Here is a 23602-nt window from a genome sequence, read left to right as displayed (position 1 = left end):
ACGACTCCTTCCCCGACCGGGGCACCGGCCCGGCTCAGGCCGGCTCGCTCGTCCAGCCGTACGCGACCCGCCGTTCACGACGGGGCGGTGCGGCACCGACGCCCTCCAGCTCGTCGTCCGCCGTCCGCAGCAGCTGCCCGGCCAGGTCCCGCATCGCGCGCCCGGCGGCGATCTCGTCCCCGATCTCCGGTACGTCGGGGTCCTCGGGGCTGCGCCGGGCCGTGCCGTGCCCCGTGAAGGTGGCGTTCCGGGTGCGGAGCACGACCCGTGCCGTGGTCGTCCCGTCCTCCTCGACGAGGGAGAGACGGAGGGGCCACTCGACTGTGTTCGCCATGGCTTACCCCAGCTTCCTTCTGTGCCCTACCGTCATCATCCGCCTTCTCACTCGTGCGGCACCACCGCCACCGGGCACGGAGCGTGATGCACCACCGCCTGCACGACGTGGCCGATCCGCGGCACCCGCAGCAGATGCCGGCGCCGGCGCCCGACGGCCAGCAGGGCCGCGCCGGTGGTGTCGTGCAGCAGCGCGGGCGCCGGGCTCTCCATCTCCACCCGCGCGTCCACCGGCACGTCCGGGTACTTCTCCCGCCAGGGCGCCAGCGCCGCTTCCAGGGCGTCGGAGGCCAGCTTCTTCGCCTCCTCGGCGGCGTACGGCTCGACGCCGCCGCCGCGGTTGTACGCGTGCGCGGGCAGATGGCGGCCGTGCACGGCACGCAGGGTGACCCCGCGTCGCGCGGCGGTGTCGAAGGCGAAGGCGAGCAGCGCCTCGCAGGGCTCGTGCAGCGCGACCCCGACCACCACGTCACCGTTGTGGCCGGTGGGCGGGGCGCCCTTCTGCGCGCGGACCAGAACCGTGGGGGTGTCGGTGTGCGCCACCAGTTTCAGACCGAGTTCGCCGAGGACGTAGCGCGTCATCGGCCCGACGTTGCGCGAGCCGAGGACCAGCAGGTCCGACTCCCCGGCGGCCTCCTTGAGGGCTTCGAACGGGTCCTTGGCCACCAGGTCCTTGTCCACCGGGAGGTCCGGGTAGTGGTTGCGGACGACGCCGCGCGCCTCCTCCATCATCCGGTGGGGCCAGTAGTTCTGCTCGTCCTCCTCGCGGTCGGCGGGCTCCGGCTCACCGGCGAGCAGCACCCAGGCGTGCAGCAGCCGCAACCGCGCCTGCCGCAGCGATGCCTCCTGTGCCGCCCACAGGACGGCGGAGTGCGCCTCCGGCGTACCGTCCACGCCGGCGGTGACGACGTCCTTCATCGGCTCGCTCCTCTCCTCCTCCGCGGCACGCCACCGGGGCGCGTCGCTACACCTCCAGCGTCCGCCCGGATCCGCTCCCCGCGCACGGCGACCGGGACGCTCACCCCGGCGCGGTGCCGTCGGGCGCGCCGCCCATCCCGCGGAGCATCTCCCGGCCGCCGGTGCGCAGGAACCGCACCACCAGGGCGGCGGCCAGCAGGAGGAAGGCGATATTGAGCCAGGTGGTGTAGTTCCAGGAGACGCCCGCCATGGGGATCCGCGCCGCGGAGCGGTCCGGAATCAGACCCAGGGCGCCGAAGGCGAACTCCACCGCGTAGCCCGCCACGACGATCGCGGCGTAGAACGTGACCAGCAGGAAGCGGGCCGTCCGCGCCCCGTAGTACTTCCGGTAGATGTTCAGGATCGGCAGGATCAGCAGGTCGGCGAAGAGGAAGGCGATCACCCCGCCGAAGCTGATGCCGCCCTTCCACAGGACGACCGCCAGCGGCACGTTGCCGATGGAGCAGACGAACGAGACGATCGCCACCAGCGGGCCGACCAGCGGCCCCCACAGCTTCGCCGCCAGCGGATGCCCGTCGAAGAAGAAGGTCCGCCAGAAGCTGTCCGGCACCCAGGCCGCGACCGCCCCGGCGATCAGCAGACCGGCCACCAGGTCCTTGATGATCGCCGCCCACTCCATGACGAAGACCCGGGCGGTCGCGGTGTAGCCCGCGCCGGAGCACAGCCGCCGGACGAAGGACCCCCCGCCCGGCACCGACATGTCCATCGCGGCATGCCCTTCCATGGCTCCCGCCAGGCCCCGCCCGGCCTGTGCCCGCGCCCGGCGCAGCAGCCGTTCGTGCAGGAAGAAGCGGAACAGCACGGCCAGCGCCACGATCATCAGCGGACCGCCGGCGAACTCGGCGGCGGTGAACTGCCAGCCCATCAACAGGGCCAGGATGATGCCGAGTTCGACCACCAGGTTCGTGGAGGCGATCTCGAAGGCCATCGCCGCGGTGAAGTGCGCTCCCTTCACGAACAGCGAGCGCGCCAGCGCCACCGCCGCGTACGAGCAGGAGGAGGAGGCCGCTCCCAGCGCGGCGGCCAGCGTCAGGGTCCGCGGCCGGTCGTCGCCGAGCGCGCCGACGACGGCGGACCGGCGCACCACGGCCTGGACGACCGCGGACAGCGCGAAGCCGAGGATCAGCGCCCAGGTGATCTCCCAGGTCATCGATCCCGCGAGGGACAGGGCATGCGCGACGGCGGACATCGGGCGATGCTTTCCGCGGCGGGCCGGGACCCAAACGACGGCGCACGACGACCGGACCTCAGACGCGTCCGTGCGCCCGCTGGGCGCGCCGGGACAGCGAGTCGATGGTCACCGCGACCAGCAGCACCCCACCGGTGATCATGAACTGGACGGCGGTCTGGACGCCCAGCAGCGCCACGCCGGAGGCGATCGACTGGATGACCAGGACACCGAGCAGCGCGGACCAGGTCCGGCCCCGGCCGCCGAAGAGGCTGGTACCGCCGATCACCGCGGCGGCGATGGCGTCCATCAGCAGGTTGCCAGACCCCGACGTCTGGGTGGCCGAGGTGACCCGGGAGGCCAGGAACAGACCGCCGATCGCGGCCATCGTGCCGGACACCATGAACACCGAGATCCGCACCAGGTCCACATTGAGGCCGGTGCGGCGGGCGGCCTCGACGCTGCCGCCGAGCGCGAAGAGCATCCGCCCGTAGCGGGTACGGACCAGCACCTGGTCGAGCCCGACCAGGAAGACCAGGAAGATCAGCAGGGCCAGCGGCAGGCCCTGGAACTGGTTGAGCACATAGGCCGAGGCCAGCGAGATCACCGCCAGGATCCCCGTGCGCAGGATGATCTCGCTGAGCGGCCTGGCCGGCACCCCGGCGGCCCGGCGGCGGCGTACGTCCTGGTAGCAGGCCAGGAAGTAGCCGGCGGTGCCGAGCGCCGCCAGGCCGTACGCGGCGGCGACGTGGGAGAAGTAGAAGCCGGTCAGCATCGCGACCAGGCCCTTGTCGTCGAGGTTGATGGTGCCGCTGGACCCCAGGAGGTAGAGCATCAGGCCGTTCCAGCCCAGCAGCCCCGCCAGCGTCACCACGAACGCGGGCACCCCGACCTTGGCGAAGAAGAAGCCGTGCACGGCGCCGACCGCGGTGCCGGCCAGCACCGCCAGCAGCAGCGCGAGGATCTCCGGCACGCCCTCGTTCACGTTCAGCACCGCGAACGCGGCCGCCGCCAGACCGCTCACCGAGCCCACCGACAGATCGATCTCGCCGAGCAGCAGCACGAAGACCACACCCGTCGAGATCATGCCGATCCCCACGATGTCCACGCTCAGGCTGGACAGGTTGCGCGGCGAGAGGAACGCCGGGTTGAGGCTCTCGAAGATGATCCACACCACCAGCAGGCCCAGCACCACCGGGACCGAGCCCAGCTCGCCGCTGTGGAACCTGCGGCGGAGGGCCTGGAGGGGGTTGCCCGCCCCGCGCCCGGACGGCGGCCGGCCGTCGTCGCCCCCGGTCCGGTTCCGGCGCAGCGGCAAAGTCCACGGCCTGCTCACCTGTCCACCTCCCAGCCCGGCGCCGAGCGGCGGGTCACCGCGTTGTCGGTGGCCCCCGTGATGGACGAGATGATCTGTTCGTGGGAGGTGGTCATGACGTCGAAGAACCCGTTGTTACGGCCGAGGCGCAGCACCGCGGTCCAGTCGGCGACGGCCTTGACGTCCCCCATGTTGTGACTGATCAGCAGCACCCCGAGCCCCCGCTCGCGCAGCTGGTCGACGAGATCGAGGACCTGCGCGGTCTGCTCGATGCCCAGGGACGCGGTCGGCTCGTCCAGCATCACCAGCCGGGGTTCGCCGAGCATCGAGCGGGCGATCGCCACGGTCTGCCGCTGGCCGCCGGACAGCGAGGCCACCGGCATCCGCACGCTGGGCATCCGGATGGCGAGGGTGTCGAGCAGCTCCAGGGTGCGGCGCTCCATCTCCACCTCGTCCAGCAGGCCGGCCCGGACCGTCTCCCGGCCCAGGAACAGATTGCCGACCACGTCGAGGTTGTCGCACAGCGCGAGGTCCTGGTACACGGTGGCGATTCCCAGGTCCTGGGCGTCGTGCGGCCGGCCGATGTGCACCGGCCGGCCGTCCCACTCGATGACGCCCGCGTCGGCCGGGTCGACCCCGGCGATCACCTTGATCAGGGTGGACTTGCCCGCGCCGTTGTCCCCCACGAGCGCGACGACCTGCCCGGCCCGGACCTCCAGGCCGACGTCCGCGAGGGCCTGCACGGCGCCGTACCGTTTGAAGACTCCGCGCAGCGCCAGGAGCGGCGGTGCTGTCATGGGGTACCTGCCTTACCTGGTGAGCCCCGCCTTCGCGCAGGCGGACGCGTACTTCGGGGTGCAGATCTGGTTGACGGTGTACATGCCGACCCGGACCACGGTGTCCTTGATGTGGTGCGCGGTCACCGGCAGCGGGGTCAGCAGCACGGCCGGGATGCCGTGGGTGGTGGGGCTGCTGACGTGGTGCCGGGCGAAGGTGCCGAGCTGCTGGCCGCGGGCCAGCATCACGGCCATCGTGGCGGCGGCGTCCGCCTCGGGCCGGAAGGGCTTGAGGACGGTCATGTACTGCTCGCCCGCGACGATGCGCTGGACGGCGGGGAGTTCGGCGTCCTGGCCGGTGATCGGGGGCAGCGGATCGATCTTCGCGGCCTTCAGGGCGGCGATGATGCCGCCGGCGAGACCGTCGTTGGCGGAGTAGACGCCGTTGATGTGGTCGGCGCCGAGGGCCGAGAGGGCGGCCGACATATTGGCGTTGGCCGCTTCCGGGCGCCACTCCGTGGTGTCGTACGCCTTGCCGATCCGCACCCTGCCCTGGAGGACGGAGAGCGCGCCGCGCTTGAACCAGGCGGAGTTGGGGTCCGTCTCGGCGCCGTTCATCATGACGATCTGGGACGTGCGCGCCTTGGCGCCGAGCGCCTTCAGCAGCGCCTCGCCCTGGAGCCGGCCGACCTTGGCGCCGTCGAAGGAGACGTAGCCCGAGACCGGGCCCTCCACTAGACGGTCGTAGGCGACGACGTGGATGCCGGCCCGGCGCGCGTTCTCGACCGGGGCGCGCAGCGACTTGGAGTCGACGGCGTCGAGGATGAGCACGTCCGCCCGCTTGGTGATCATCGCGTCCATCTGCCGCTGCTGAGTGGCCACGTCGTGCTGCGCGCTGACGGTCTCCACCTGGCATTCACGGCACAGCTGATGGATCTTCTTGTTGATCAGCGGCTTGTCGAAGTGGTACATCCGCGAGGTGTTGTCCGGCAGCAGCACCCCGATCCGTGGGGGGCCGGACGCCGTACCGCCGGGGTGGTGCGCCTCGCCGGCCTCCCCGCACGCCACCGGTCCGGCGAGCAGGCACAGCCCGGCCAGGACCGCTCCGGCACTCCGCAGCCGCGCTCTCACCACAGCGACCTCCTCACCCGTCCGCCGCGCCGATCCGTTCGCCCGGCTGCAGGCTGATCTCGCTCCACACCTGCTTGCCGCCGCTCAGCGGCACCGAGCCCCACGACGACGACATCGCCTCGACCAGCAGCAGCCCGCGGCCGCCGGTCGCCTCCCAGTCCACGCTGGCCGGCTTGACGGGGGTGCGCGGCGAGGCATCGTTCACCGCGATCCGCAGCCGGTCGCCGGCCAGCGTCAGGTCCAGCTGCACCTCGCCCTGGGTGTGCGCGATGGCATTGGTGACCAGCTCGGACACCACCAGCAGCGCCACGTCCAGCTCCTCCGTCACGCCCCAACTGCGCAGGGTGCGGGCGGTGAAGCGGCGGGCGTGCATGACGGCGTCGGGGAGCCGCCAGACCGCCCAGCGGGCCCGGATCGGGCGGACCCGCATCCCGTCGTAGCGCAGGACCAGCACCGCCACGTCGTCGTCGCGCCGCTTGGCGCTGCCGAGCAGGTCGTCGGCGAGCCGCCCGGCGTCGGCGGGGTCCGCCGCGGCGAGCACGTCCCGCACCCGGCGGATGCCGTCCTCCAGGGGGAGGCTGGCCGACTCGGCCAGCCCGTCGGTGAGCAGCACGATGACGGTGCCGGGGGACAGCCCGATCTCGGTCAGCGGGAACTCGCCGTCCGAGGCCACCCCGAGCGGCGGTCCGCCCTCGACGGTCATCTCCTCCGTGCTGCCGTCGGGATACCGCAGCAGCGGCGGCAGATGCCCGGCCCGGACGAACCAGGCGATGCCCTCCTCCATGTCCAGGTCCACATAGCAGCAGGTGGCGAAGAGATCGGTCTCCATGCCCAGCAGCAGCCGGTTGGCGTGCGCGACCACCACATCGGGCGGGTGGCCCTCCACCGCGTAGGCCCTGATGGCCGTGCGCATCTGACCCATGATCGTCGCGGCCCCCGCGCTGTGCCCCTCCACGTCGCCGATCACCAGGGCCACATGCCCGTCCGAGAGCGGAATGACGTCGTACCAGTCGCCGCCGACCTCCAGACCCACCGTGGCCGGCAGATAGCGGACCGCGGCCACCGCGCCGCCCAGCTCGGGAAGCTTGCGGGGCAGCAGGCTGCGCTGGAGCATCGTGGCGAGCTCGTGCCCGGCGTCCAGCGCGTGGGCGCGCACCAGGGCCTGTCCCACCAGACCAGCCGTCGCGGTCAGCAGCGACCGCTCCTCCGGCCCGAACCCGTGCTCCTGGTCCCAGCCGACCAGGCACACCCCGACCACCCGGCCGTCGGCCGGCAGCGGCAGGACGGCCAGCCCACCGGGGCCGATACCGGTCAGGCCCGGTTCGAGCTCCGCCCCCGGCGGCCACAGGGCCACATGACCGGCCCGCAGGACGTGTTCCAGGGTGGGCAGCGCGTGGCAGGAGGCGTCGGGCCACTCGGAGCGCCACTCGGCCTGCCACCACTCGGGCCAGGACTCCGGCTCCGGCGGGTCCATCAGCTTCACCACGAGCCGGTCGGCCTCCAGCTCGGCGACCGCGATCCGCGCGGCGGCCAGCGGCGCGCGCAGCGTCGCGGTCACCGTCCGGCTGACGTCGCGTACGGTCGTCGCGCCGGCCAGCGCGGTCGACAGCCGCTGCACGATGGAGACCTCGTCGGCGGTGGGCCGCAGGTACGAGGCGTCCGCGACCACTCCCAGCATCCGCTCCGGCATGGCATCCGCGCCGACCAGCACCCGGCAGCGCAGACTCAGCCACCGCAGCTCGCCGTTGGGCCGGCGGATGCGGAACGACAGCTGCTGGCCGCTGACCGGCACCACGCCCGGTTCCACGATCGACATCAGCGCCGGAACGTCGTCCGGGACGGTGCGCTCCAGCAGCGTCTCCACCCGCCGGTCGAAGTCCTGGGGCGCGATCCCGAACAGCTCCAGCACCTGCGTGTCCGCGCGCATCCGGCCGGTGTGCAGCACCAGCGTGAACGCGCCGCCGCGCAGGGTGTCCAGGCCCGGCCCCAGCAGCGACCGCCGCTCGGTACGGGCCATCATCCGCGCCGCGATCGCCTCCAGCCCGGCGGCGACCTGGTCGGCGTGCAGCTCCAGCAGGTGCCGGTGGTCGGCGTCGAAGGCGTCCGGCGCCTGGTCCACGACGATCAGGCAGCCGAGCCGCTTGGCCTCGCCGCCCAGCGGCAGCACCCCGACCGAGACCTCGGCCGGCGGGCGCCCGGCGCCGTTGCCGCGGTCCGGGTCCGGGGGAGTGGTGGTGACCCCGTGCTCGGCGAGTTCGGCCGCGTTCAGCCACTGCGGGTGGCCGGTGCGGTAGGCCGTGGCCACCGGGGAGTTGCCGGACAGCGGGAAGCGCGTCGGCAGTTGGTAGGGGACGCCGGAGCCACCGACCATCTCGGCCAGCTGAAGATCGCCGTCCCCTTCGGCCGGCACGTAGACGGCGGTCAGCTCAGCCCCGGAAGACCCAAGGACCCGCGCGGTCACTTCCTGCACCGCCTCCGTACGCGGGAAGCCGTCGTCATAAGCCACGGTCGCCGTATCCGCCCTCGGGGCCAGGGCTTCGACCCCGCCACCGCCTCATCGGATATTTCGTAATTTACCGCCTTCCCTCCATGGTGCGGCATGCGCGGAGAACACAGCCAGTCGGCGACCTGCGCCGACCGGTCACGGTGGGTGACCGGCCCCGTCCCGGCCGGTGCGCGGGGGTCCGGGCCGCCCGTACGCCGACGGAAGCGCCCGCCGCGCCGGACGCGCCCCACCGGCCGGCCCCGGCCTGCGGGTCAGCCGGGAATCAGCACCGCCGCCCCGTGCACCCGCCCGGCGGCCAGGTCGGCGAGCGCCTCGGGGGCGCGGCTCAACTGGTAGGGGCTGACGGTGACTTGAATGCCCAGTTGGGCGGCCGTCCGCAGGAACTCCGTGCCGTCCGCGCGGGTGTTGGAGGTGACGCTGCGCAGGTTCCGCTCCTGGAAGAGATGACGCTGATAGTTGAGGGCGGGGATGTCGGTGAGGTGGATGCCCGCCACGGCGAGGGTGCCCGAGCGGTCCAGTGCCTCCAGCGCCACCGGCACCAGATCACCCACCGGCGCGAAGAGGATCGCGGAGTCCAGCGGCTCGGGAGGCCGGTCGTAGGCGCCGCCGGCCGAGGACGCGCCCAGGCCGAGCGCGAGCTCACGGGCCTGCGCCCCCCGGGTCAGCACATGGACCCGCGCCCCCTCGGCCACCGCGACCTGCGCGGTCAGGTGCGCCGAGGCCCCGAACCCGTAGATGCCCAGCCGGCCGCCCGGCGGCAGCGCACTGCGGCGCAGCGCCCGGTAGCCGATGATGCCCGCGCACAGCAGCGGCGCCAGCTGGGTCGCGTCCTGCCGGTCGGGGAGCGGATAGGCGTAGTCCGCCGGGACGAGGGCCGCCGCGGCGAAGCCGCCGTCGGCGTCCCAGCCGGTGTACCGCGAGGCCGGGCAGAGGTTCTCGCGGCCGGCGCGGCAGTACCGGCACATGCCGCAGGTGCTCCGCAGCCAGGCCCCGCCGGCCCGGTCGCCGACCCGGAACCCGGTGACCTCGTCGCCGGTGGCGGCCACCCGGCCGACGATCTCGTGCCCCGGTACGGTCTCCGGGCGGCGCGGCGGCAGGTCCCCCTCGGCCAGGTGCAGATCCGTACGGCAGACCCCGCACGCCTCGACGTCGAGCAGCAGCTCCCGCGGGCCGGGTTCCGGCAGCGGGCGCCGTACCGACGCCAGCGGGCCGGAGGTGATCGGGCCGGGCCGGTGGACGGCCCAGCCGGACACCGCGTCCCGGCCGGGGACCGGCGACGGTACGTCAGCCGTGCGGCCAGCCATGTCCCCAGGATGGCGCCCTCCCGCGAGGCGGACAAACGGGGGGCGGCGACCCGGACCACGGGCGCGCGACCGGGAATCCGGCGCGGCGCCGAGCCGACCGGCGTCGGATTTCCTGACGCAACGTCAGGGGACTTGCTTGTCGGCCCCGTTGGCGGTTGCTGAGGAGCCGCGGTTCTTCCGGCGAAGGCGGGCCGGGGCGCACAGCCACCGCAGCAGGCCGCGACGGGGGCGCTCCGCGGTGCGGGGCGCGGGCTCCCGGGCGGGGCCCGGCGGGCCGGCCGACGCGGGCGCGGGACTGTTCGGCTGCGGTGCCGTGGCCTCGTCGGGCCGGGCGGGTGCGGTGTCGGGTCCGGTGCGGGGGCGCGGTGCGGTGCGGGTGGCTTCGGCGCGTACGAGTGCGCCGAGGGCGGCGAAGATGTCGAGAGGCATGCCGGATCTCCTGCGGTGCGGACGTCCTGGGCTGACGGCGGCAGGCCGCGACCGCCCCTGGCGCCCCGTCGCGGGGAGGGGTGCGGGCACGCGGCCGGGCGGGTATCAGCAGCGCAGCACGGTCACCCGCGCCGGAGTTCCGGCAGCGGCGTCCGGGACGACGGCCGAGGAAGCGGAGTGCGGTGCCGCGGCGCCGGTCTCCGCCACGGCGGATTCCCTGATCGCCTTACCGCCGGGCCCCGTCGGGACGTGGTGGCGCAGATGGCAGGCGGACGCCTCGCACAGATACCGGAGGCCGCTGCCCGGGTGCTTCGCACCGTCCCCGGACGAGGCCACCACCGGCGCGGCCGGAACGCAGGGCCGCTCCGGCGGCCCCGGCACGGCGGGGCCGCCGACGGCAGCGGCGCACCCACCGGCGCCGGCGGCCGACGCGTACGGGGCCTCGGTGGTGAGCGCCGCGTACAGCAACGCCAGCAGCGCCACGAACAGCAGCATGCGCCGACCGCCGGTCGCCGCGGAGCGGCGGCTGCTGACGGTGTGGCGCATGCGGGTCTCCCAACGCTCCTCCGGGGAGGAATCCCCGGGAAGACATCGGGGCACTCCGGAGACACCGGAAACAGGCCGCAATTCCACCCGATCCGGCTATGGCCCGTACGTATGCCGTATGCCGCGGAAGTCGGATATGTCAGCTACGGCCCGCCCCGGTGGTGCCGGTGTCCGCGGTGCTCCTCAGTCCTCTGCGACGGCGCGGGAGTAGTAGTGCGAGAACCGCTCCAGCGGGTCGCCCTCGACGTTCCAGGGCCAGTGCGTCGCCACGCCGCCGGTGGCCCGCAGCGCGGCCGTGGCGTCGGTGATCCGCCCGGATTTGATCAGCGCGTAGGCCAGCAGGTTGAGATCGGCCAGCGCCTGGGCGTGGTGGAGGAAGCCCGGCTTCGGCCAGTAGTGGGCCGCCTGGTCGAGCGTCCTGGCGGCGTCGGGACGCCGCCAGATCTCGTTCGCGCCGAGGGCGTCGAGCCCGCCGGGGGCGACCGCCCGGTGATGGGTACGCACCAGGGCGGTGAGTTCGAGAGCCGCGGCCGGGGCGTCGAGCGGCATGGCGGACCGGACCCCGTCGAGCAGGTCCAGCACCAGGGCGCTGGAGCCGCACTCGTCCGGCGACAGATAGCCCAGCGCCTGGAGGTGGGCCTCCCGGTTCCACGGGTCGCGGGCCTTGATCTCGCGCCAGACCGCCGACAGCTCGTTGGAGGGGCGCCGCTCCACCCGGAGCGCGGCCAGGTGCAGGGCCCAGGGTGTGGGGTCGGCGGGCAGCAGCTCGGCCGCCAGCAGGCAGGTCTCACGGGTGTCGTACAGGTCGACGGCGGAGCCCGGCTGCCCGGCCTGGAGCAGCTCCGACCAGGCGTGGAGCAGCAGCGCGTTCGGGTCGCGCGGACCGTGCTGCCGCCAGATGCCGGGCAGCGCCCGGCCCGCGGCCCCGGCCAGCACCCGCAGCCGGTGCGCCCTGCGGTCCCAGTCCTCGCCCGCCTCGTCGATCACGTCCCCCATCAGGGCCATGACCGCGGTGTCGAGCGAGCCACGGGCCCAGCAGGTCTCGACGCGGCGCCGGACCTGTCCCAGCGCGGCATCGTCGAGTTCGGGGACCAGCCGGGCACGGCTGCCTTTGCGGCGTCTGAAGACGGGCATTCGGCGGGGGCCTTCCAGGGCAGGTGGGGGGACGGGCAGGTGTTCGGGCATCGTACGGGCGGCGGCGTGTCACGCACGCCGCCGCCCGTACTTCGAGACGTCACCGCCGGCGGCGGGGGAAACCGCCGCCGGCAGGATTGCGGATTGTGGCTACTGGCCGACCTTGACAGCCGACTGCTCGGCCTTGCCGCCGATCCGGTCGCGGACCAGGGAGATCCCGACCACGACCACGGCCAGCAGCACGGACAGCAGCACCTGGATGCGGCCGCCGCCCGGGCTGTCGTCGGTGAGCATGTAGACCAGCACGAACGAGATCATCGCGATCGTCGCCCAGGTCAGGTACGGGAACAGCCACATCCGTACGAGCAGCTTGTCCGGGTTCTCGCGCAGGATGATCCCGCGCATCCGCAGCTGGGAGAAGCAGATGACCAGCCAGACGAACAGCGCCACCGCGCCCGAGGAGTTCAGCAGGAACTGGAAGACGGTGGTCGGCCACAGGTAGTTGAAGCCGACCGCGATGAAGCCGAAGAGGACCGAGGCCACGATCGCGGCCTGCGGGACGCCCCGGGAGTTCGTCCGGGCGAAGGCCCTGGGCGCGTCGCCGCGCTGGCCGAGCGAGAAGGCCATCCGGGAGGCGGTGTAGAGGCCCGAGTTCAGGCAGGACAGCACCGCGGTCAGCACGATGACGTTCATGATCTGGCCGGCGTGCGGGATGCCGATGGAGTCGAGGGCCGCGACGTACGAGCCCTTCTTGGCGATCGAGGGGTCGTTCCACGGCAGCAGGGAGACGACCACGAGGATCGAGCCGAGGTAGAAGATGCCGACCCGCCAGATGACGCTCTTGGTGGCCTTGGTGACCGCGCGCTGCGGGTCCTCGGACTCGCCGGCGGCGAGGGTGACGATCTCGCTGCCCATGAAGGAGAAGACGACCATCAGCACACCGGTGAGGATCGCGCTGGGTCCGTGCGGCAGGAACCCGCCGTGCGAGGTGAGGTTGCCGAAGCCGGTGGCCGCGTGGCCGGTGCCGGGCAGCACCCCGAAGATCGCCAGACCGCCGAGGACGATGAAGGCCGCGATGGCGACGACCTTGATGCCCGCGAACCAGAACTCGAACTCACCGAACGAGGCGACCGAGGCGAGGTTGGTGGCGGTGAGGACGATCATCACGATCAGCGCCCAGGCCCACTGCGGGACGGCCGGGACCCAGCTGGTGAGGATCGCCGCTCCGGCGGTCGCCTCCACGGCGAGCACCACGACCCAGAAGAACCAGTACAGCCAGCCGATGGAGAAGCCGGCCCAGCGGCCGAGCGCCCGGTCCGCGTAGGCGGAGAACGAGCCGGAGGTCGGGTTGGCCGCCGCCATCTCGCCGAGCATCCGCATCACGAAGACGACCAGCGCGCCGACCAGCGCGTAGGACAGCAGGATGCCGGGGCCGGCGGCGGCGATGCCGGAGGCGGAACCGACGAACAGGCCGGCGCCGATGACGCCACCGACGGCGATCATGGACAGATGGCGGTTCTTGAGGCCGGACTGCAGTCCAGAGTGTCCCGGGGCCGCACCGTTACCGGGGGGAGCGGGCGGAGCGGCCACGTGGCTGGAGGGAGGTGTGGTCATCTCGACATCCGTTGAGGGTTGGAGGGTCGTGCACGGGGTGACGCTTGCGATCGCCTCGGTGGTGGACGCACGAAAGGGCCGGGTGCTGGCAGGTGGCGATCATGGCCCTGACGAATTTCGAAGCGGCGGCACAGGGGCCCCGACCTCGGATGCCCGCGCGGGTGGGGAGCGCTCCTCGCGCCGCCGCGCCGATGGCCCGTCCTCCTCGTGAGAGGTGAGCCGCATCACGTCCGGTAATCGATTTGCGTCAGCGTATGTGGCGATGAGCGGCGGCGTATTTGTGAGGGACGACAAATTCGGCCCCGATGGCTGTACAGCCGGCCAATGCACGAGCCCGGACCGGCCGACTCGCGTGCGGCGTCCCGCCGCTGGTGAGCGGCGTCCGCCCGGCCCGGGACCCGGCGGCCGCAGGGCCGGCCGGGCGCCAACCACCCGCTCCTCGGCGTGAGTTGACCCGCGCCCGCCCACCCCACCACCACCGCACGAAGCGAGCACGACGAGTGACCGAACGCCGGGTGACGGGACTGCGGATTCCGGCGGCCGGGAGCCCGGCAGGACAGCGGCGCCGTCGACGGCGGCGCCGCTACGTCATGGCCGGTACCTCCTGCTCGGTCCAGATGATCTTCCCCGTCGGGGTGTAACGGGTGCCCCAGCGGCGGGTGAGCTGCGCGACGATGAACAGCCCGCGGCCGCCCTCGTCGGTGGTGCGGGCGTGGCGCAGGTGCGGGGCGGTGCTGCCGGCGTCGAAGACCTCGCAGATCAGCGCGTCCTGCCGGATCAGCCGCAGGGTGATGGGGCCGGTGCCGTGCCGGATGGCGTTGGTGACCAGCTCGCTGACCACCAGCTCCGTGGTGAACAGCAGGTCGTCCATGCCCCACTCAGCCAGCTGCCGGCCGGCCAGGACACGGGCGCTGCCGACCACGGCGGGGTCGGTGGACAGCTCCCAGGAGGCGACCTGCTGCGCGTCCAGCGCGCGGGTGCGGGCCAGGAGCAGCGCGGCGTCGTCGGACGGCGGGCCGGTCAGCAGCGCCTCGACCACGCTCCCGCCGATGTCCGTCAGCACCGGCCCGGACACCGCGAGGGCATGGGTCAGCCGGGCCAGCCCGACGCCGATGTCCCGGTCGCAGGTCTCGATCAGCCCGTTGGTGTAGAGCGCGAGCAGGCTGCCCTCGGCCAGCTCCAGCTCGACCGCCTCGAACGGCAGGGACCCCAGGCCCAGCGGCGGCCCGGCGGGCAGGTCGGGCAGGTCGACGGCGCCGTCGGGCCCGACGATCGCGGGCGGCAGATGCCCGGCGCGGGCCATGCTGCAGCGCCTGCTGACCGGGTCGTACACCGCGTACAGGCAGGTCGCCCCCATGAACGTGGCGGCCACCCCGGCGTTCTCCGAGCCCGCCACCGGTTCCGCGCCGTGCGTCTTGACCAGGCCGATGACCAGGTCGTCCAGGCGCGCCAGCAGTTCGTCGGGTGGCAGGTCCAGATTGGCCAGCGTCCGTACCGCGGTGCGCAGCCGGCCCATGGTGGCCGCGGCGTTGATGCCGTGCCCCACGACGTCCCCGACGACCAGGGCGACCCGCGCCCCGGACAGCGGAATCACGTCGAACCAGTCCCCGCCCACCCCGCTCGGGGCGTCGGCCGGGAAGTACCAGGAGGCCACCTCCAGCGCCGCGCCGCCGCTCAGCTCGTGCGGCAGCAGGTTCTGCTGCATCATCCGGGCCGCGGTGCGCTCGCGGGTGAAGCGCCGTGCGTTGTCCACGCACACCGCGGCGCGGGCGACCAGTTCCTCGGCGAGCTGTACGTCGTCCGGCGTGAAGGGCCCCAGCCGGCGGGTCCGGAAGAACGACGCCGCGCCCAGCGTGATGCCGCGGGCCTGCACCGGCGCCACCATCACGGAACGGAACCCGAAGCGGCGGATCACCGCGGCCCGTACGGGGTCCTCGGTCACCCAGGTGCTGGTGGCGAAGTCCAGGACGGGTTCGACCAGGGACTCGCCCGCGAGCAGGCAGTGGGCGATCGGGGAGGACGGCGAGCGCTGGACGGCCTCGCCCACCGCCAGGCCCGCCTCCGGGCAGCCCTCGTTGACCGACTGCTGTCCGGAGCGGCGCATCGTCGGGGTGCTGTCGACCGGCCCGGGCACCGGCTCCTCACCGCGCAGCACCGAGTCCAGCAGATCGACCGCCACGAAGTCGGCGAGCGCCGGCACCGCGACGTCCGCCAGTTCCTGCGCGGTGCGGGTGACGTCCAGGGTGCTGCCGATCCGGGCGCTGGCGTCGTTGAGCAGGGCGAGGCGCTCCTGGGCGCGCCAGCGCTCGGTGACGTCGATGACCATGTACCAGATGCCGATCCGGCCGCCCTGGGGGGCGGTCAGCCCGAAGAAGGACGCCGAGTAGGCGCGTTCCTGGTTGGGGTCGGCGTAGGTGGGGCTGCGGAATTCGTAGTCCATCACCGGGGCGCCGGTCCGCAGCACCCGCCGCATCCGGGTGTCGAACGCCTCGGCCTCCAGCGGGGGCAGCACCTCGTCGACGGTCCGGCCCAGCCGCCGTTCCAGCGGGATCAGCCGCTCCAGTACGTCGTTCACCCAGACGTAGCGGAGATCGGTGTCCAGTACGGCCATACCGACCGGGGCGCGCGCCAGAAAGGGCTCCAGCATCAGTTGGTTGACACCGCCGCCCGGCAGCCGCCACTCCTCCAGGGCCAGCACCGACCAGCGCTCCGCGCCGTCGGCCCCGTCCAGCACGGCGGTGACCTGCATGGCCAGCTGTACGTCCCGGCCGTCCCGGTGGCGCACCGCGACCGAGCCGCCCCAGCCGTCCCCGGCCCGGCACCACCGCGCCACCGCGGCCGCCCGCGCCACATCGCCGGGCAGCGCCAGCAGCTGGGTCGCGGGCCGGCCGAGGACTTCTTCGGCACGGTAGCCGAGCAGCCGCTCCGCGGCCCGGGTCCAGGAAACCACCCGCCCCTGCGCGTCCAGTTCGGCCGTGGCCGCCTTCGCGATGTCGCATGCCCGCCCGGATCCGCCCGGCGGCGCGTTCTCCGAGGTCATGATCGCCAGCCCGTCAGCTCAATGGAGCACCTCGCCCAGTTTAGGAGAATTACGGGCTTATGGGTGGGTGTGGAGCCGGGGGCGACGGCCCTGGCGGCAGTGGCTCAGGTGGCGGCCGGCAGCCGCAGCTGCAGCATGGCCAGCAGCCGCTGGTCGGGCCGGCCGAGGTCGAGCCCGGTCAGCTCCTCGGCACGCCGTATGCGGTAGCGCAGGGTGTTGGGGTGTACGTGCAGCTCGGCGGCCGCGGCCCGGACGTCACCGAAGGCGTTGAGGTACGCGAGCACGCTCTCCGCCAACTGCCCCTGGCTGCGGCTGTCGTGCGCGACCAGCGCGGTCAGCCGCGGGTCGCGCATGCCGGGATGCGCGGAGAGCAGCGCCAGCACCTCGCTGACCAGCACCTCCGCCTGGATGTCGGGCAGCGCCGCGACGGTGGTGGCGACGCCCACGCTCACCATCGCGTCGAGGATCCGGTCCGCCTCGCGCCGCGACGCGGGCACCTCGCCCAGCCCCGGCACGATGCGGCCGACCGAACCGCGCAGCGACAGGCCCAGGTGGCGTTGCGCGGCGTCGGTGATGTCCTGGCCCCAGGCGCGCAGGGTGCCGAGGTCGATGCTGCGCGGCAGCTGCGGCAGCAGGACGTAGATCCGGGAGTCGGCCTGGGTGACCAGGGCGCTGCGGTGCCGGGCGGCGGTGTGCACCGACACCAGGTTGGTCACCTCGGCGCGGGTCAGCTCGGGCGGGGTGGCCTCGGCGGAGCCGTAGGAGAAGCCCAGGACGGCGGCCGGGCGGCCCGCGTCCAGGCCGAGGTGGGACGCCAGCGGCTGCGGCCCGGTGGTGCCCTCCAGCAGTCCGGCCGCCAGCGTGCGGGTCAGCGTCAGGTCCGCCGAGAGTTCCCGGCGGCGCCGCACCAGGTGCAGCGCGGCGACCCGGGCGGCGCCCAGCAGCGCCTGATCGGAGTGCTCGCTCAGCGGCGTCGCACCCTCCTGCACCCAGATCGTGCCCAGCTGCCGTTCCCCGGACCGGATGGCCACCGCGAGCCGACGGCGGATCCCCAGCTCGGGGTGGCTGTCGATGTTGATCACGTCGTCGGAGGCACGCAGCCGCTGGAAGACGCCCCACTTGCGCAGCCGCGCGAGATACGCCTCCGGGCCCTGCCAGCCCAGGATGGACAGCCGCCGCAGATCGTCGACCTCGTCGGTGTTCGTGGAACGCGAGTAGGCCAGCACGCGGTTGGCGGTGTCCTCGATGCTGACGATGCCGCCGGTGAGGACGGCGGTGGTCTGGGCGAGCGAGAAGAGGTCGCCCTCCTCCAGCGGCTCGCCGGGCCGCCACTGCGCTGTGCTGTCGAGGGCCGTGCGGGCCAGTGCGTCGATCTGTTCCCAGCGCGCCTCGCTCCGTACGGACAGCAGCGCGACGCCGGCCTCGACCGCGGTCTCGCTGAGCGCCGCGGCCTGTGCGGGGGTGTCCAGCTTGACCGCGACGGCGGCCGCGCCGTCACGTCCGCCGGCCCGCAGCGCGGGGAACGCGGCACGGCCGCGGGCGCCTATCGCGAGGACCAGCTCGCCGGGGCGGGTTATCGGCGGGTCCTCGGGGTCGAGCAGGGCGACGCTGCGGATCTCGACCTCCAGACCGGCGGGCGCGGCCTGCAGTTCGACCAGGGGCTCACCCAGCGCCATCAGCAGCTGACGCAGGCTGATGCCGGTGCGGGGTGGCGATGCCGCGGCAGCTGGTTCCATGATCGGCGCCTCTGCTGAGTTCGGGTGGCGTGGGGTCATGTCGTTGCCGGCCGTCCCACGGGCAGTTCGAGCACGCCGTGCCAAGCAGCCGATCGGCCAGATGTTGCGCCGCCGCCGCGCGAATGAGCCACGCCAACAGTACTGATGCTATCCGCCGGAGCAACCGCCGCCGCCCGGGCGGCGGGCGGCACCGGGGGCTTCCGGGGCGCTCGCCGCGCGGCCCGGCGCCGCACGGTGAGCACGCCGTCACCCTGCGGCCGCGGGGCGCGGACGGTCGGTGCCGTGCGGGTCGGCCGCCGGTCCGGTCGTGGCGCCCGCGCCGGCCCCGCGCGAGCACCTCACGCAGGGGGGCGGTCGTCCCGGGCCGCCGGGACGCCGTGCGCGGTCACCCCCGGCCGCCGCCCGGGGCCGGGGCCGTACAGCGGCGGACGGGGCGGAAGGCCCAGTCCATCCGCGGCTCCATGACGCAGCGGAGGGCGCGCCGGACGGGGGGCGTGCACAGCAGCGTGACGACCGCCGCGGCGATCAGCGTGACGGCGACGGCACCCCACGGCGTGTGCACCCACGGAGCGTCGTACCAGTTCCACCAGCGGGACGCCTTGGCCAGGAAGCCGTGCAGCAGATAGCCGTAGAGCGTGCCGGCGCCCAGGGCGGTGCACCAGGCCCGGCGGCCCGGCACCCAGGCCAGGAAGCAGGCCGTGAGCAGCAGCGAGCACCCGAACATGGCCGGCTGCATCAGCATGCCCGTCCACCACGGCGCGCCCAGATTCTGCGCGCTGTCGGTGTGATAGAGCCATGCGTCGTTCATCCGCGGCACGGCCCAGTAGGCAAAGGCCAGCGCGCCGACCAGAACCGGTACGGCGGCGATCCGCGCCTCCCGGCGGCGCACCAGGGCGAAGTGCTCCGGCCGCAGGCACAACCCGAGGACGAAGAACGGCAGGAACTGGAGCACCCGCTGGAGATCGAGGTCGCTGCCGAGGTCCGGGGAGGTCGAGGCCAGCGCGGCGACGGCCAGGGCCAGCGGTACCGGCCAGCGCACGATCCGCCACAGCGGCGCGGTCAGCCGCCAGAGGAACAGCGCCGCCAGGAACCAGGTGAGGAACCACGGGTCGAGCAGGCTGACCGAGAGGTCCGGCTTGTCGCCCGCCGCGTAGCGGAACAGCGCGTAGGCGATCTGGAAGACGAGGTACGGGACGGCGACGCCGGTGACCAGGCGCTGCAGCCGGTCGCGGCGCATGTCGAAGCTGCGTGAGAAGTAGCCGGAGATGACGGTGAAGGCCGGCATGTGGAAGGCGTAGACGAAGAGATAGAGGGCGGCCGCGCTCCGGCTGCCGGCGTAGAGCGGCTCCCAGGCGTGGCCCATCGCCACCAGCACGATGGCCAGGTACTTGGCATTGTCGAAGAACGCGTCACGCTGCTTGCCGGGGGTGGGCCGCTCGCCGCTCGCGGGCCGGCGCCGGACCTGTGCCTCGGCCATGGAACCTTTCCTCCCCTCACTCGTCTACAGTGTTGTAGACCGTCCGACGCACTGTAGACGTCCGGGCAGCAGGGGCGCACCTCGTCCGTCACCGGGGGGCTGCGGTGGCCTTCCCGTCCGCCGGGCAGTCAAACCACCAGTACAGTCACAGTCGCCTGCGCGCACCACGCGCGCAGGCGCGTCCTGCGCCCACCCGTCGCCAGAAATGGATCCCATGAGCGCGATCAGCATCGGCCAAGCCGTCGTCCTCGGAGCCGTCGAGGGGGTGACGGAATTCCTGCCGGTCTCCTCCACCGGCCATCTCAAGATCGCCGAGGGCCTGATGGGAATTCCCGTCGACGACAAGGCCGTCGTCGGCTTCTCCGCCGTCATCCAGGTCGGTGCCATCGCCGCGGCGCTCGTCTACTTCGGCAAGGACATCGTGCGCATCGTCGGCGCCTGGTTCCGCGGCCTGGGCAACCGCGAGGAGCGCTACCACCACGACTACAAGTTCGCCTGGTGGGTGATCTACGCCACCATCCCGATCGTCGTGGTCGGCCTCGCCGCCAAGCCCCTGATCGAGGGCCCGCTCGCCTCCCTGTGGGTGGTGGCGGGATCGCTGATCGTCGGCAGTGGTGTGATGTGGGCGGCGGACCAGATGGGCCGGCACAAGCGCGGGGAGGACGACACCTCCCTCAAGGACGCCATGTGGGTCGGCTGCTCACAGATCCTCGCCCTGCTCTTCCCGGGCTTCTCCCGCTCCGGCGCCACCATGTCCACCGGCCTCATCCTCGACCTGGAGCGCGTCGCCGCCACCCGGCTGTCCTTCTTCCTCGGCATCCCGGCCCTCACCGGCGCGGGCATCTACGAGCTGAAGGACGCGATGGGCAGCGGTGCCGCCGTCCTCCCGCTGGCCATCGGCACGGTCGTCTCCTTCGCCGTCGCCTACGCCTCGATCTCCTGGCTGCTGAAGTTCGTGGCCAAGCACTCCTTCAACTCCTTCGTGATCTACCGCATCCTGGTCGGCGTGCTGCTCTTCGGCCTGCTGGGCATGGGCGTACTGAGCTGACCTCCCCCGGGGCCGCCGCGCCGGGCCGGGATTCGGCCCGGCGGGTGGTATGGGTGCATCAGGAGCGAATCCGCCCGAGGCGGACGCGGTGCCCTGGAGGTGGCCTTGTCGAACCGGGACGGCTCGGATGCGGGTCGGGACACCGACGCCGCACGCCTACGGGCCCGGCTGCGCGTGGAGGAGGAAGCCGCCGAACAGATCGGCACCACGCTGGACGAGCGGACCACCTGCGCCGAGCTGTCCCGATTCCTGTGCCGGCACGTGTGTGACGCCGCCGCCGTCGACCTCCTCCCCGCGGAGCCCGCCGCGGCGCGGCCGGCGGCCCGGGCCCCGGCGCTGCGGCGGGTGGCGTCGGCGGGCCTGGTGAAGGTGCTCCAGGCGCAGTTCCCCGACGACGGGACCGGGCAGCCCGACGGCCGGCCGCCCGCACTGCGTGCACTGGACGAGGACCGCCCGGTCGCCGCCACCGGCACCTTGAAGGGCGGCATGTCCGTCGACGTCCTGGCGGTCCCGCTGCCCGTGCACGGCCGCGCCCACGGCGTCCTGCTCGCCCTCCGGGCCGGCGGCCGCTTCGCCGAGGACGAGACCGCGACGGTCCACCACGCGGCGCGGCTGGCCGCCCGCCACCTCACCCACGCCCGCCGGTACGCCTCGGTGCAGCGCACCGCGATGGACCTCCAGCGGGCCCTGCTGGCCGAGCCCGGCCGGCCGCACCCCAACCTGGAACTCGCCACCCGCTACCTGCCGTCCGGCTCCAGCGCCCTGGTGGGCGGCGACTGGTTCGAGACGGTCCGGCTCCACTACGGGCGCACCCTGCTCGTCATGGGCGACGTCATGGGGCACGGCCTGGACGCGGCCGTCGACATGAACGCCTACCGCTCCACCCTCCGCTACGTCGCCTCCACCGACCTGCCGCCGCACCGCGTCCTGCGGCAGCTCGACACCGCGGTGTCCGAGGACGAAGGCCGCCGTCCGGCGACCTGCCTGCTGGCCCGGGTGGATCCGGCGCGCGGCCTCGCCGGGTTCGCCAGCGCCGGCCACCTCCCTCCGGCCGTCTTCGGCCGCGACGGCACCGCGGAGCTGGTGCCGGTGCCGGTCGGCCCGCCCCTGGGCACCGGCGTCGGCGGCTACGACCTGATCACCCGCCCCCTCAGCCCCGACGAGACCCTGCTGATGTTCACCGACGGCCTCGTCGAGCGCCGCGGTGAGGACATCGACGACTCCATGGCCCGGCTGGCCCGGCTGCGGCTGCCCTCGGGGGCCGGTATGGAGGAGGTCCTCGACGAGGTGCTGCTGCGCCTGGACGGGACGCATGCCGAGGACGACGTCGCGGTCCTCGCCGCCCGGCTGCGCCCGCACCCGGGACCGGGCCCGTCCCACCCGGCCCCGGAGCCCTCGCCGACCACTCGTTGATCTCGAAGGCCACGGCCACCGCCGACGGGTACCGCTCGGAGTCGAGGTGCATCAGGAACGCCGTCCGCACCGGGTCGCCCACCCGCAACCCGGTCTCTGAGGGACGGCCCGCCGGTACCCACCCGCAGCGGACGGCCTGACGCCGGGCCGGGGCTCCAAAGACCGACCTGACGATACGTCAGGGAAATCCGTCCGAGGGCCGTGTATGCAGGTCAACGGCCTTGTCGGTACGATCTGCTGCCGCTGTCCGGCCAGGCGGCCCCTGCCGGGCGGCTCCACCGTTCCGACGTCTCACGGGGGTTTCACATGTTCGGAATCGTCAGGCCCTGCACCCATCGGCTGTCCCAAGGGCTCAAAGCCGAGTGGATGGCCCACCTGTGCGGCCTCTGTCTCGCCCTGCGCGGCGACCACGGCCAGTTCGCGCGGGTCGTGACCAACTACGACGGACTGATCGTCTCCGTCCTCACCGACGCCCAGGCAGGTCCCACCGAAGGCGCCCGCCGGACCGCCGGCCCCTGCCCGCTCCGGGGCATGCGCACCGCCTCCGTCGCCAAGGGCGAGGGCGCACGGCTCGCCGCGTCGGTCTCCCTCGTGCTCGCCTCGGCGAAGATACGCGACCATGTCGCCGACCGGAACGGGCTGTTGCGCCGCCGGCCGGTGGCCGCCGCCGCGCGCAAGGTCGCGGCCGGCTGGGACCGGGCCGGGGCGCGCACCGGCGCCGCCCTCGGCTTCGACACCGCCGTCCTCGTCGACGCGGTCGACCGGCAGCTGGGCATCGAGGAACTGGCCGGCCCCGGCACCCCGTTGACGGTCATCACCGAACCCACCGAAACGGCGACCGCGGCCGCCTTCGCACACACCGCGGTGCTGGCGGGCCGCCCGGGCAACGCCGCGCCGCTGGCCGAGGCCGGCCGGTTCTTCGGCCGGCTGGCGCATCTCCTGGACGCCGTGGAGGACCGCGCCGCGGACGCCGCCGAGGGCGCCTGGAACCCGCTCACCGCCACCGGCGCCACCACCGCCCAGGCCCGCCGGCTGTGCGACGACGCGCTGCACGGCATCCGACTCGCCCTCCGCGACGTGGAGTTCGCGGACGCCACGCTGGTGCACGTACTGCTGGTGCACGAGCTGCGGCGCTCGGTGGACCGCGCCTTCGGCACCACCACCTGCGCGCACCAGGGGCACGACCGGAACCCGTACCGCAACGGAACCGGCGGGCCCGCGCAGCACGGCTGGGCGCCGGCCGCCGGGCCGTACGGCGGCCCCCTGAACGCCGCGCAGAATCCCTATGCCGGCGGTCCGGTGCCGCCCTCCGGGCCCGGTGGCCACGGTGGCGGCCACGGGGGCGGGGACGGCGGCGGCCACGGCGGCATGCCGCGCTTCCCGCACCCGCCGAAGAAGCCCCGCGGCCTCCTCGCCGGCTGTGCGGTCGCCATCGGCCTGTTCTGCACCTGCCGGCTGTGCTGCGCGGAGGAGTACGAGGGTCCGTGGTCCCGCCGGAAGCACGAGGGCTGGTGCCGGGACTGCGACTGCTGTGACTCGTGCGACTGCTGTGACTGCTGCGAATGTTGCAGCTGCTGCGACTGCTGACCGGCGCGGCGCTCCGGTGGCAACGCGCCGCGGCCGGCGCCTCGTTGGAGGCGCCGGCCGCGTGGTG

18 protein-coding genes are annotated in these 23602 nt (G+C 73.5%); 3 read left to right on the top strand and 15 right to left on the bottom strand.

The annotated features are described in order from the left end of the window. Nucleotides 1-34 precede the first annotated feature (34 nt). The 15 genes from OO62_RS04970 to OO62_RS04900 form a co-directional block, all read right to left on the bottom strand. Nucleotides 35-334, bottom strand: a complete 300-nt coding sequence (locus OO62_RS04970; protein ID WP_033265928.1) for a DUF1876 domain-containing protein — start codon at nt 332-334, stop codon at nt 35-37. A gap of 47 nt (nt 335-381) precedes the next feature. Beyond that, on the bottom strand, nt 382-1251 hold the full coding sequence (locus OO62_RS04965) for a universal stress protein (protein WP_033265927.1): 870 nt from the start codon (nt 1249-1251) through the stop codon (nt 382-384). Between the two features lie 100 nt (nt 1252-1351). Next, entirely contained in the window at nt 1352-2500 is a 1149-nt protein-coding gene (locus OO62_RS04960; RefSeq protein ID WP_033265926.1) for a permease, read from the bottom strand. Nucleotides 2501-2558: 58 nt separating this feature from the next. After that, a complete protein-coding gene (locus tag OO62_RS04955; RefSeq protein WP_228332383.1) occupies nt 2559-3815 on the bottom strand; it encodes a sugar ABC transporter permease in 1257 nt (418 codons plus the stop codon). Further along, nucleotides 3812-4591 carry an ATP-binding cassette domain-containing protein gene (locus OO62_RS04950; RefSeq protein WP_033265925.1) on the bottom strand — a complete coding sequence of 260 codons (780 nt, stop codon included), beginning with the start codon at nt 4589-4591 and terminating at the stop codon, nt 3812-3814. Before OO62_RS04950 ends, OO62_RS04955 begins: the two co-directional genes overlap by 4 nt. Nucleotides 4592-4603: 12 nt before the next feature. Further along, nucleotides 4604-5701 (bottom strand): sugar ABC transporter substrate-binding protein, encoded by a 1098-nt coding sequence (locus tag OO62_RS04945; protein ID WP_051732770.1) that lies wholly within the window; start codon nt 5699-5701, stop codon nt 4604-4606. A gap of 13 nt (nt 5702-5714) precedes the next feature. Further along, nucleotides 5715-8162, bottom strand: coding sequence for a SpoIIE family protein phosphatase (locus OO62_RS04940; RefSeq protein ID WP_033266035.1), 2448 nt, complete (start codon nt 8160-8162; stop codon nt 5715-5717). A gap of 296 nt (nt 8163-8458) precedes the next feature. Continuing rightward, nucleotides 8459-9511: a zinc-dependent alcohol dehydrogenase family protein gene (locus OO62_RS04935; RefSeq protein ID WP_051732720.1), complete on the bottom strand. Its 1053-nt coding sequence runs from the start codon at nt 9509-9511 to the stop codon at nt 8459-8461. A 123-nt stretch (nt 9512-9634) separates the two neighbouring features. Beyond that, nucleotides 9635-9940 carry a hypothetical protein gene (locus tag OO62_RS04930; protein WP_033265924.1) on the bottom strand — a complete coding sequence of 102 codons (306 nt, stop codon included), beginning with the start codon at nt 9938-9940 and terminating at the stop codon, nt 9635-9637. 105 nt (nt 9941-10045) lie between these two features. Further along, complete coding sequence (locus tag OO62_RS04925) at nt 10046-10486, bottom strand: hypothetical protein (protein ID WP_033265923.1); 441 nt, start codon at nt 10484-10486, stop codon at nt 10046-10048. Between the two features lie 183 nt (nt 10487-10669). Beyond that, entirely contained in the window at nt 10670-11620 is a 951-nt protein-coding gene (locus tag OO62_RS04920) for a hypothetical protein (RefSeq protein ID WP_033265922.1), read from the bottom strand. Nucleotides 11621-11770: 150 nt separating this feature from the next. Then, nucleotides 11771-13234: an amino acid permease gene (locus OO62_RS04915; protein WP_033265921.1), complete on the bottom strand. Its 1464-nt coding sequence runs from the start codon at nt 13232-13234 to the stop codon at nt 11771-11773. Between the two features lie 583 nt (nt 13235-13817). Further along, nucleotides 13818-16274, bottom strand: coding sequence for a SpoIIE family protein phosphatase (locus OO62_RS04910; protein WP_033265920.1), 2457 nt, complete (start codon nt 16272-16274; stop codon nt 13818-13820). A gap of 104 nt (nt 16275-16378) precedes the next feature. Continuing rightward, entirely contained in the window at nt 16379-18010 is a 1632-nt protein-coding gene (locus OO62_RS04905; protein WP_051732718.1) for a helix-turn-helix domain-containing protein, read from the bottom strand. Between the two features lie 385 nt (nt 18011-18395). Further along, the gene (locus OO62_RS04900) at nt 18396-19487 is read right to left on the bottom strand and encodes an acyltransferase family protein (RefSeq protein WP_051732716.1); all 1092 of its coding nucleotides are present in this window, start codon (nt 19485-19487) and stop codon (nt 18396-18398) included. A 214-nt stretch (nt 19488-19701) separates the two neighbouring features. Here OO62_RS04900 and OO62_RS04895 point away from each other — a divergent pair, with 214 nt between their 5' ends. The 3 genes from OO62_RS04895 to OO62_RS04885 all read left to right on the top strand — a co-directional run bounded on the left by OO62_RS04895 (nt 19702) and on the right by OO62_RS04885 (nt 23535). After that, complete coding sequence (locus tag OO62_RS04895; RefSeq protein ID WP_033265919.1) at nt 19702-20535, top strand: undecaprenyl-diphosphate phosphatase; 834 nt, start codon at nt 19702-19704, stop codon at nt 20533-20535. Between the two features lie 105 nt (nt 20536-20640). Next, the gene (locus OO62_RS04890) at nt 20641-21948 is read left to right on the top strand and encodes a PP2C family protein-serine/threonine phosphatase (RefSeq protein WP_051732767.1); all 1308 of its coding nucleotides are present in this window, start codon (nt 20641-20643) and stop codon (nt 21946-21948) included. Nucleotides 21949-22254: 306 nt separating this feature from the next. Further along, nucleotides 22255-23535, top strand: a complete 1281-nt coding sequence (locus tag OO62_RS04885; RefSeq protein WP_033265918.1) for a DUF5685 family protein — start codon at nt 22255-22257, stop codon at nt 23533-23535. Nucleotides 23536-23602: the final 67 nt, after the last annotated feature.

Origin of the sequence: Streptomyces lydicus, assembly GCF_000717345.1 — a bacterium.
Classification (GTDB): Bacteria; Actinomycetota; Actinomycetes; order Streptomycetales; family Streptomycetaceae; genus Streptomyces; species Streptomyces lydicus.
This window is presented reverse-complemented; position numbering and strand designations above follow the sequence as displayed.

Excerpts from the sequence above, each read along its gene's own strand:
- OO62_RS04950 (WP_033265925.1), bottom strand. The coding sequence starts at position 4,591 with ATGACAGCACCGCCGCTCCTGGCGCTGCGCGGAGTCTTCAAACGGTAC.
- OO62_RS04930 (WP_033265924.1), bottom strand. The coding sequence starts at position 9,940 with ATGCCTCTCGACATCTTCGCCGCCCTCGGCGCACTCGTACGCGCCGAA.
- OO62_RS04895 (WP_033265919.1), top strand. The coding sequence starts at position 19,702 with ATGAGCGCGATCAGCATCGGCCAAGCCGTCGTCCTCGGAGCCGTCGAG.
- OO62_RS04920 (WP_033265922.1), bottom strand. The coding sequence starts at position 11,620 with ATGCCCGTCTTCAGACGCCGCAAAGGCAGCCGTGCCCGGCTGGTCCCC.
- OO62_RS04925 (WP_033265923.1), bottom strand. The coding sequence starts at position 10,486 with ATGCGCCACACCGTCAGCAGCCGCCGCTCCGCGGCGACCGGCGGTCGG.
- OO62_RS04965 (WP_033265927.1), bottom strand. The coding sequence starts at position 1,251 with ATGAAGGACGTCGTCACCGCCGGCGTGGACGGTACGCCGGAGGCGCAC.
- OO62_RS04960 (WP_033265926.1), bottom strand. The coding sequence starts at position 2,500 with ATGTCCGCCGTCGCGCATGCCCTGTCCCTCGCGGGATCGATGACCTGG.
- OO62_RS04905 (WP_051732718.1), bottom strand. The coding sequence starts at position 18,010 with ATGGAACCAGCTGCCGCGGCATCGCCACCCCGCACCGGCATCAGCCTG.
- OO62_RS04935 (WP_051732720.1), bottom strand. The coding sequence starts at position 9,511 with ATGGCTGGCCGCACGGCTGACGTACCGTCGCCGGTCCCCGGCCGGGAC.
- OO62_RS04915 (WP_033265921.1), bottom strand. The coding sequence starts at position 13,234 with ATGACCACACCTCCCTCCAGCCACGTGGCCGCTCCGCCCGCTCCCCCC.
- OO62_RS04910 (WP_033265920.1), bottom strand. The coding sequence starts at position 16,274 with ATGACCTCGGAGAACGCGCCGCCGGGCGGATCCGGGCGGGCATGCGAC.
- OO62_RS04885 (WP_033265918.1), top strand. The coding sequence starts at position 22,255 with ATGTTCGGAATCGTCAGGCCCTGCACCCATCGGCTGTCCCAAGGGCTC.
- OO62_RS04970 (WP_033265928.1), bottom strand. The coding sequence starts at position 334 with ATGGCGAACACAGTCGAGTGGCCCCTCCGTCTCTCCCTCGTCGAGGAG.
- OO62_RS04900 (WP_051732716.1), bottom strand. The coding sequence starts at position 19,487 with ATGGCCGAGGCACAGGTCCGGCGCCGGCCCGCGAGCGGCGAGCGGCCC.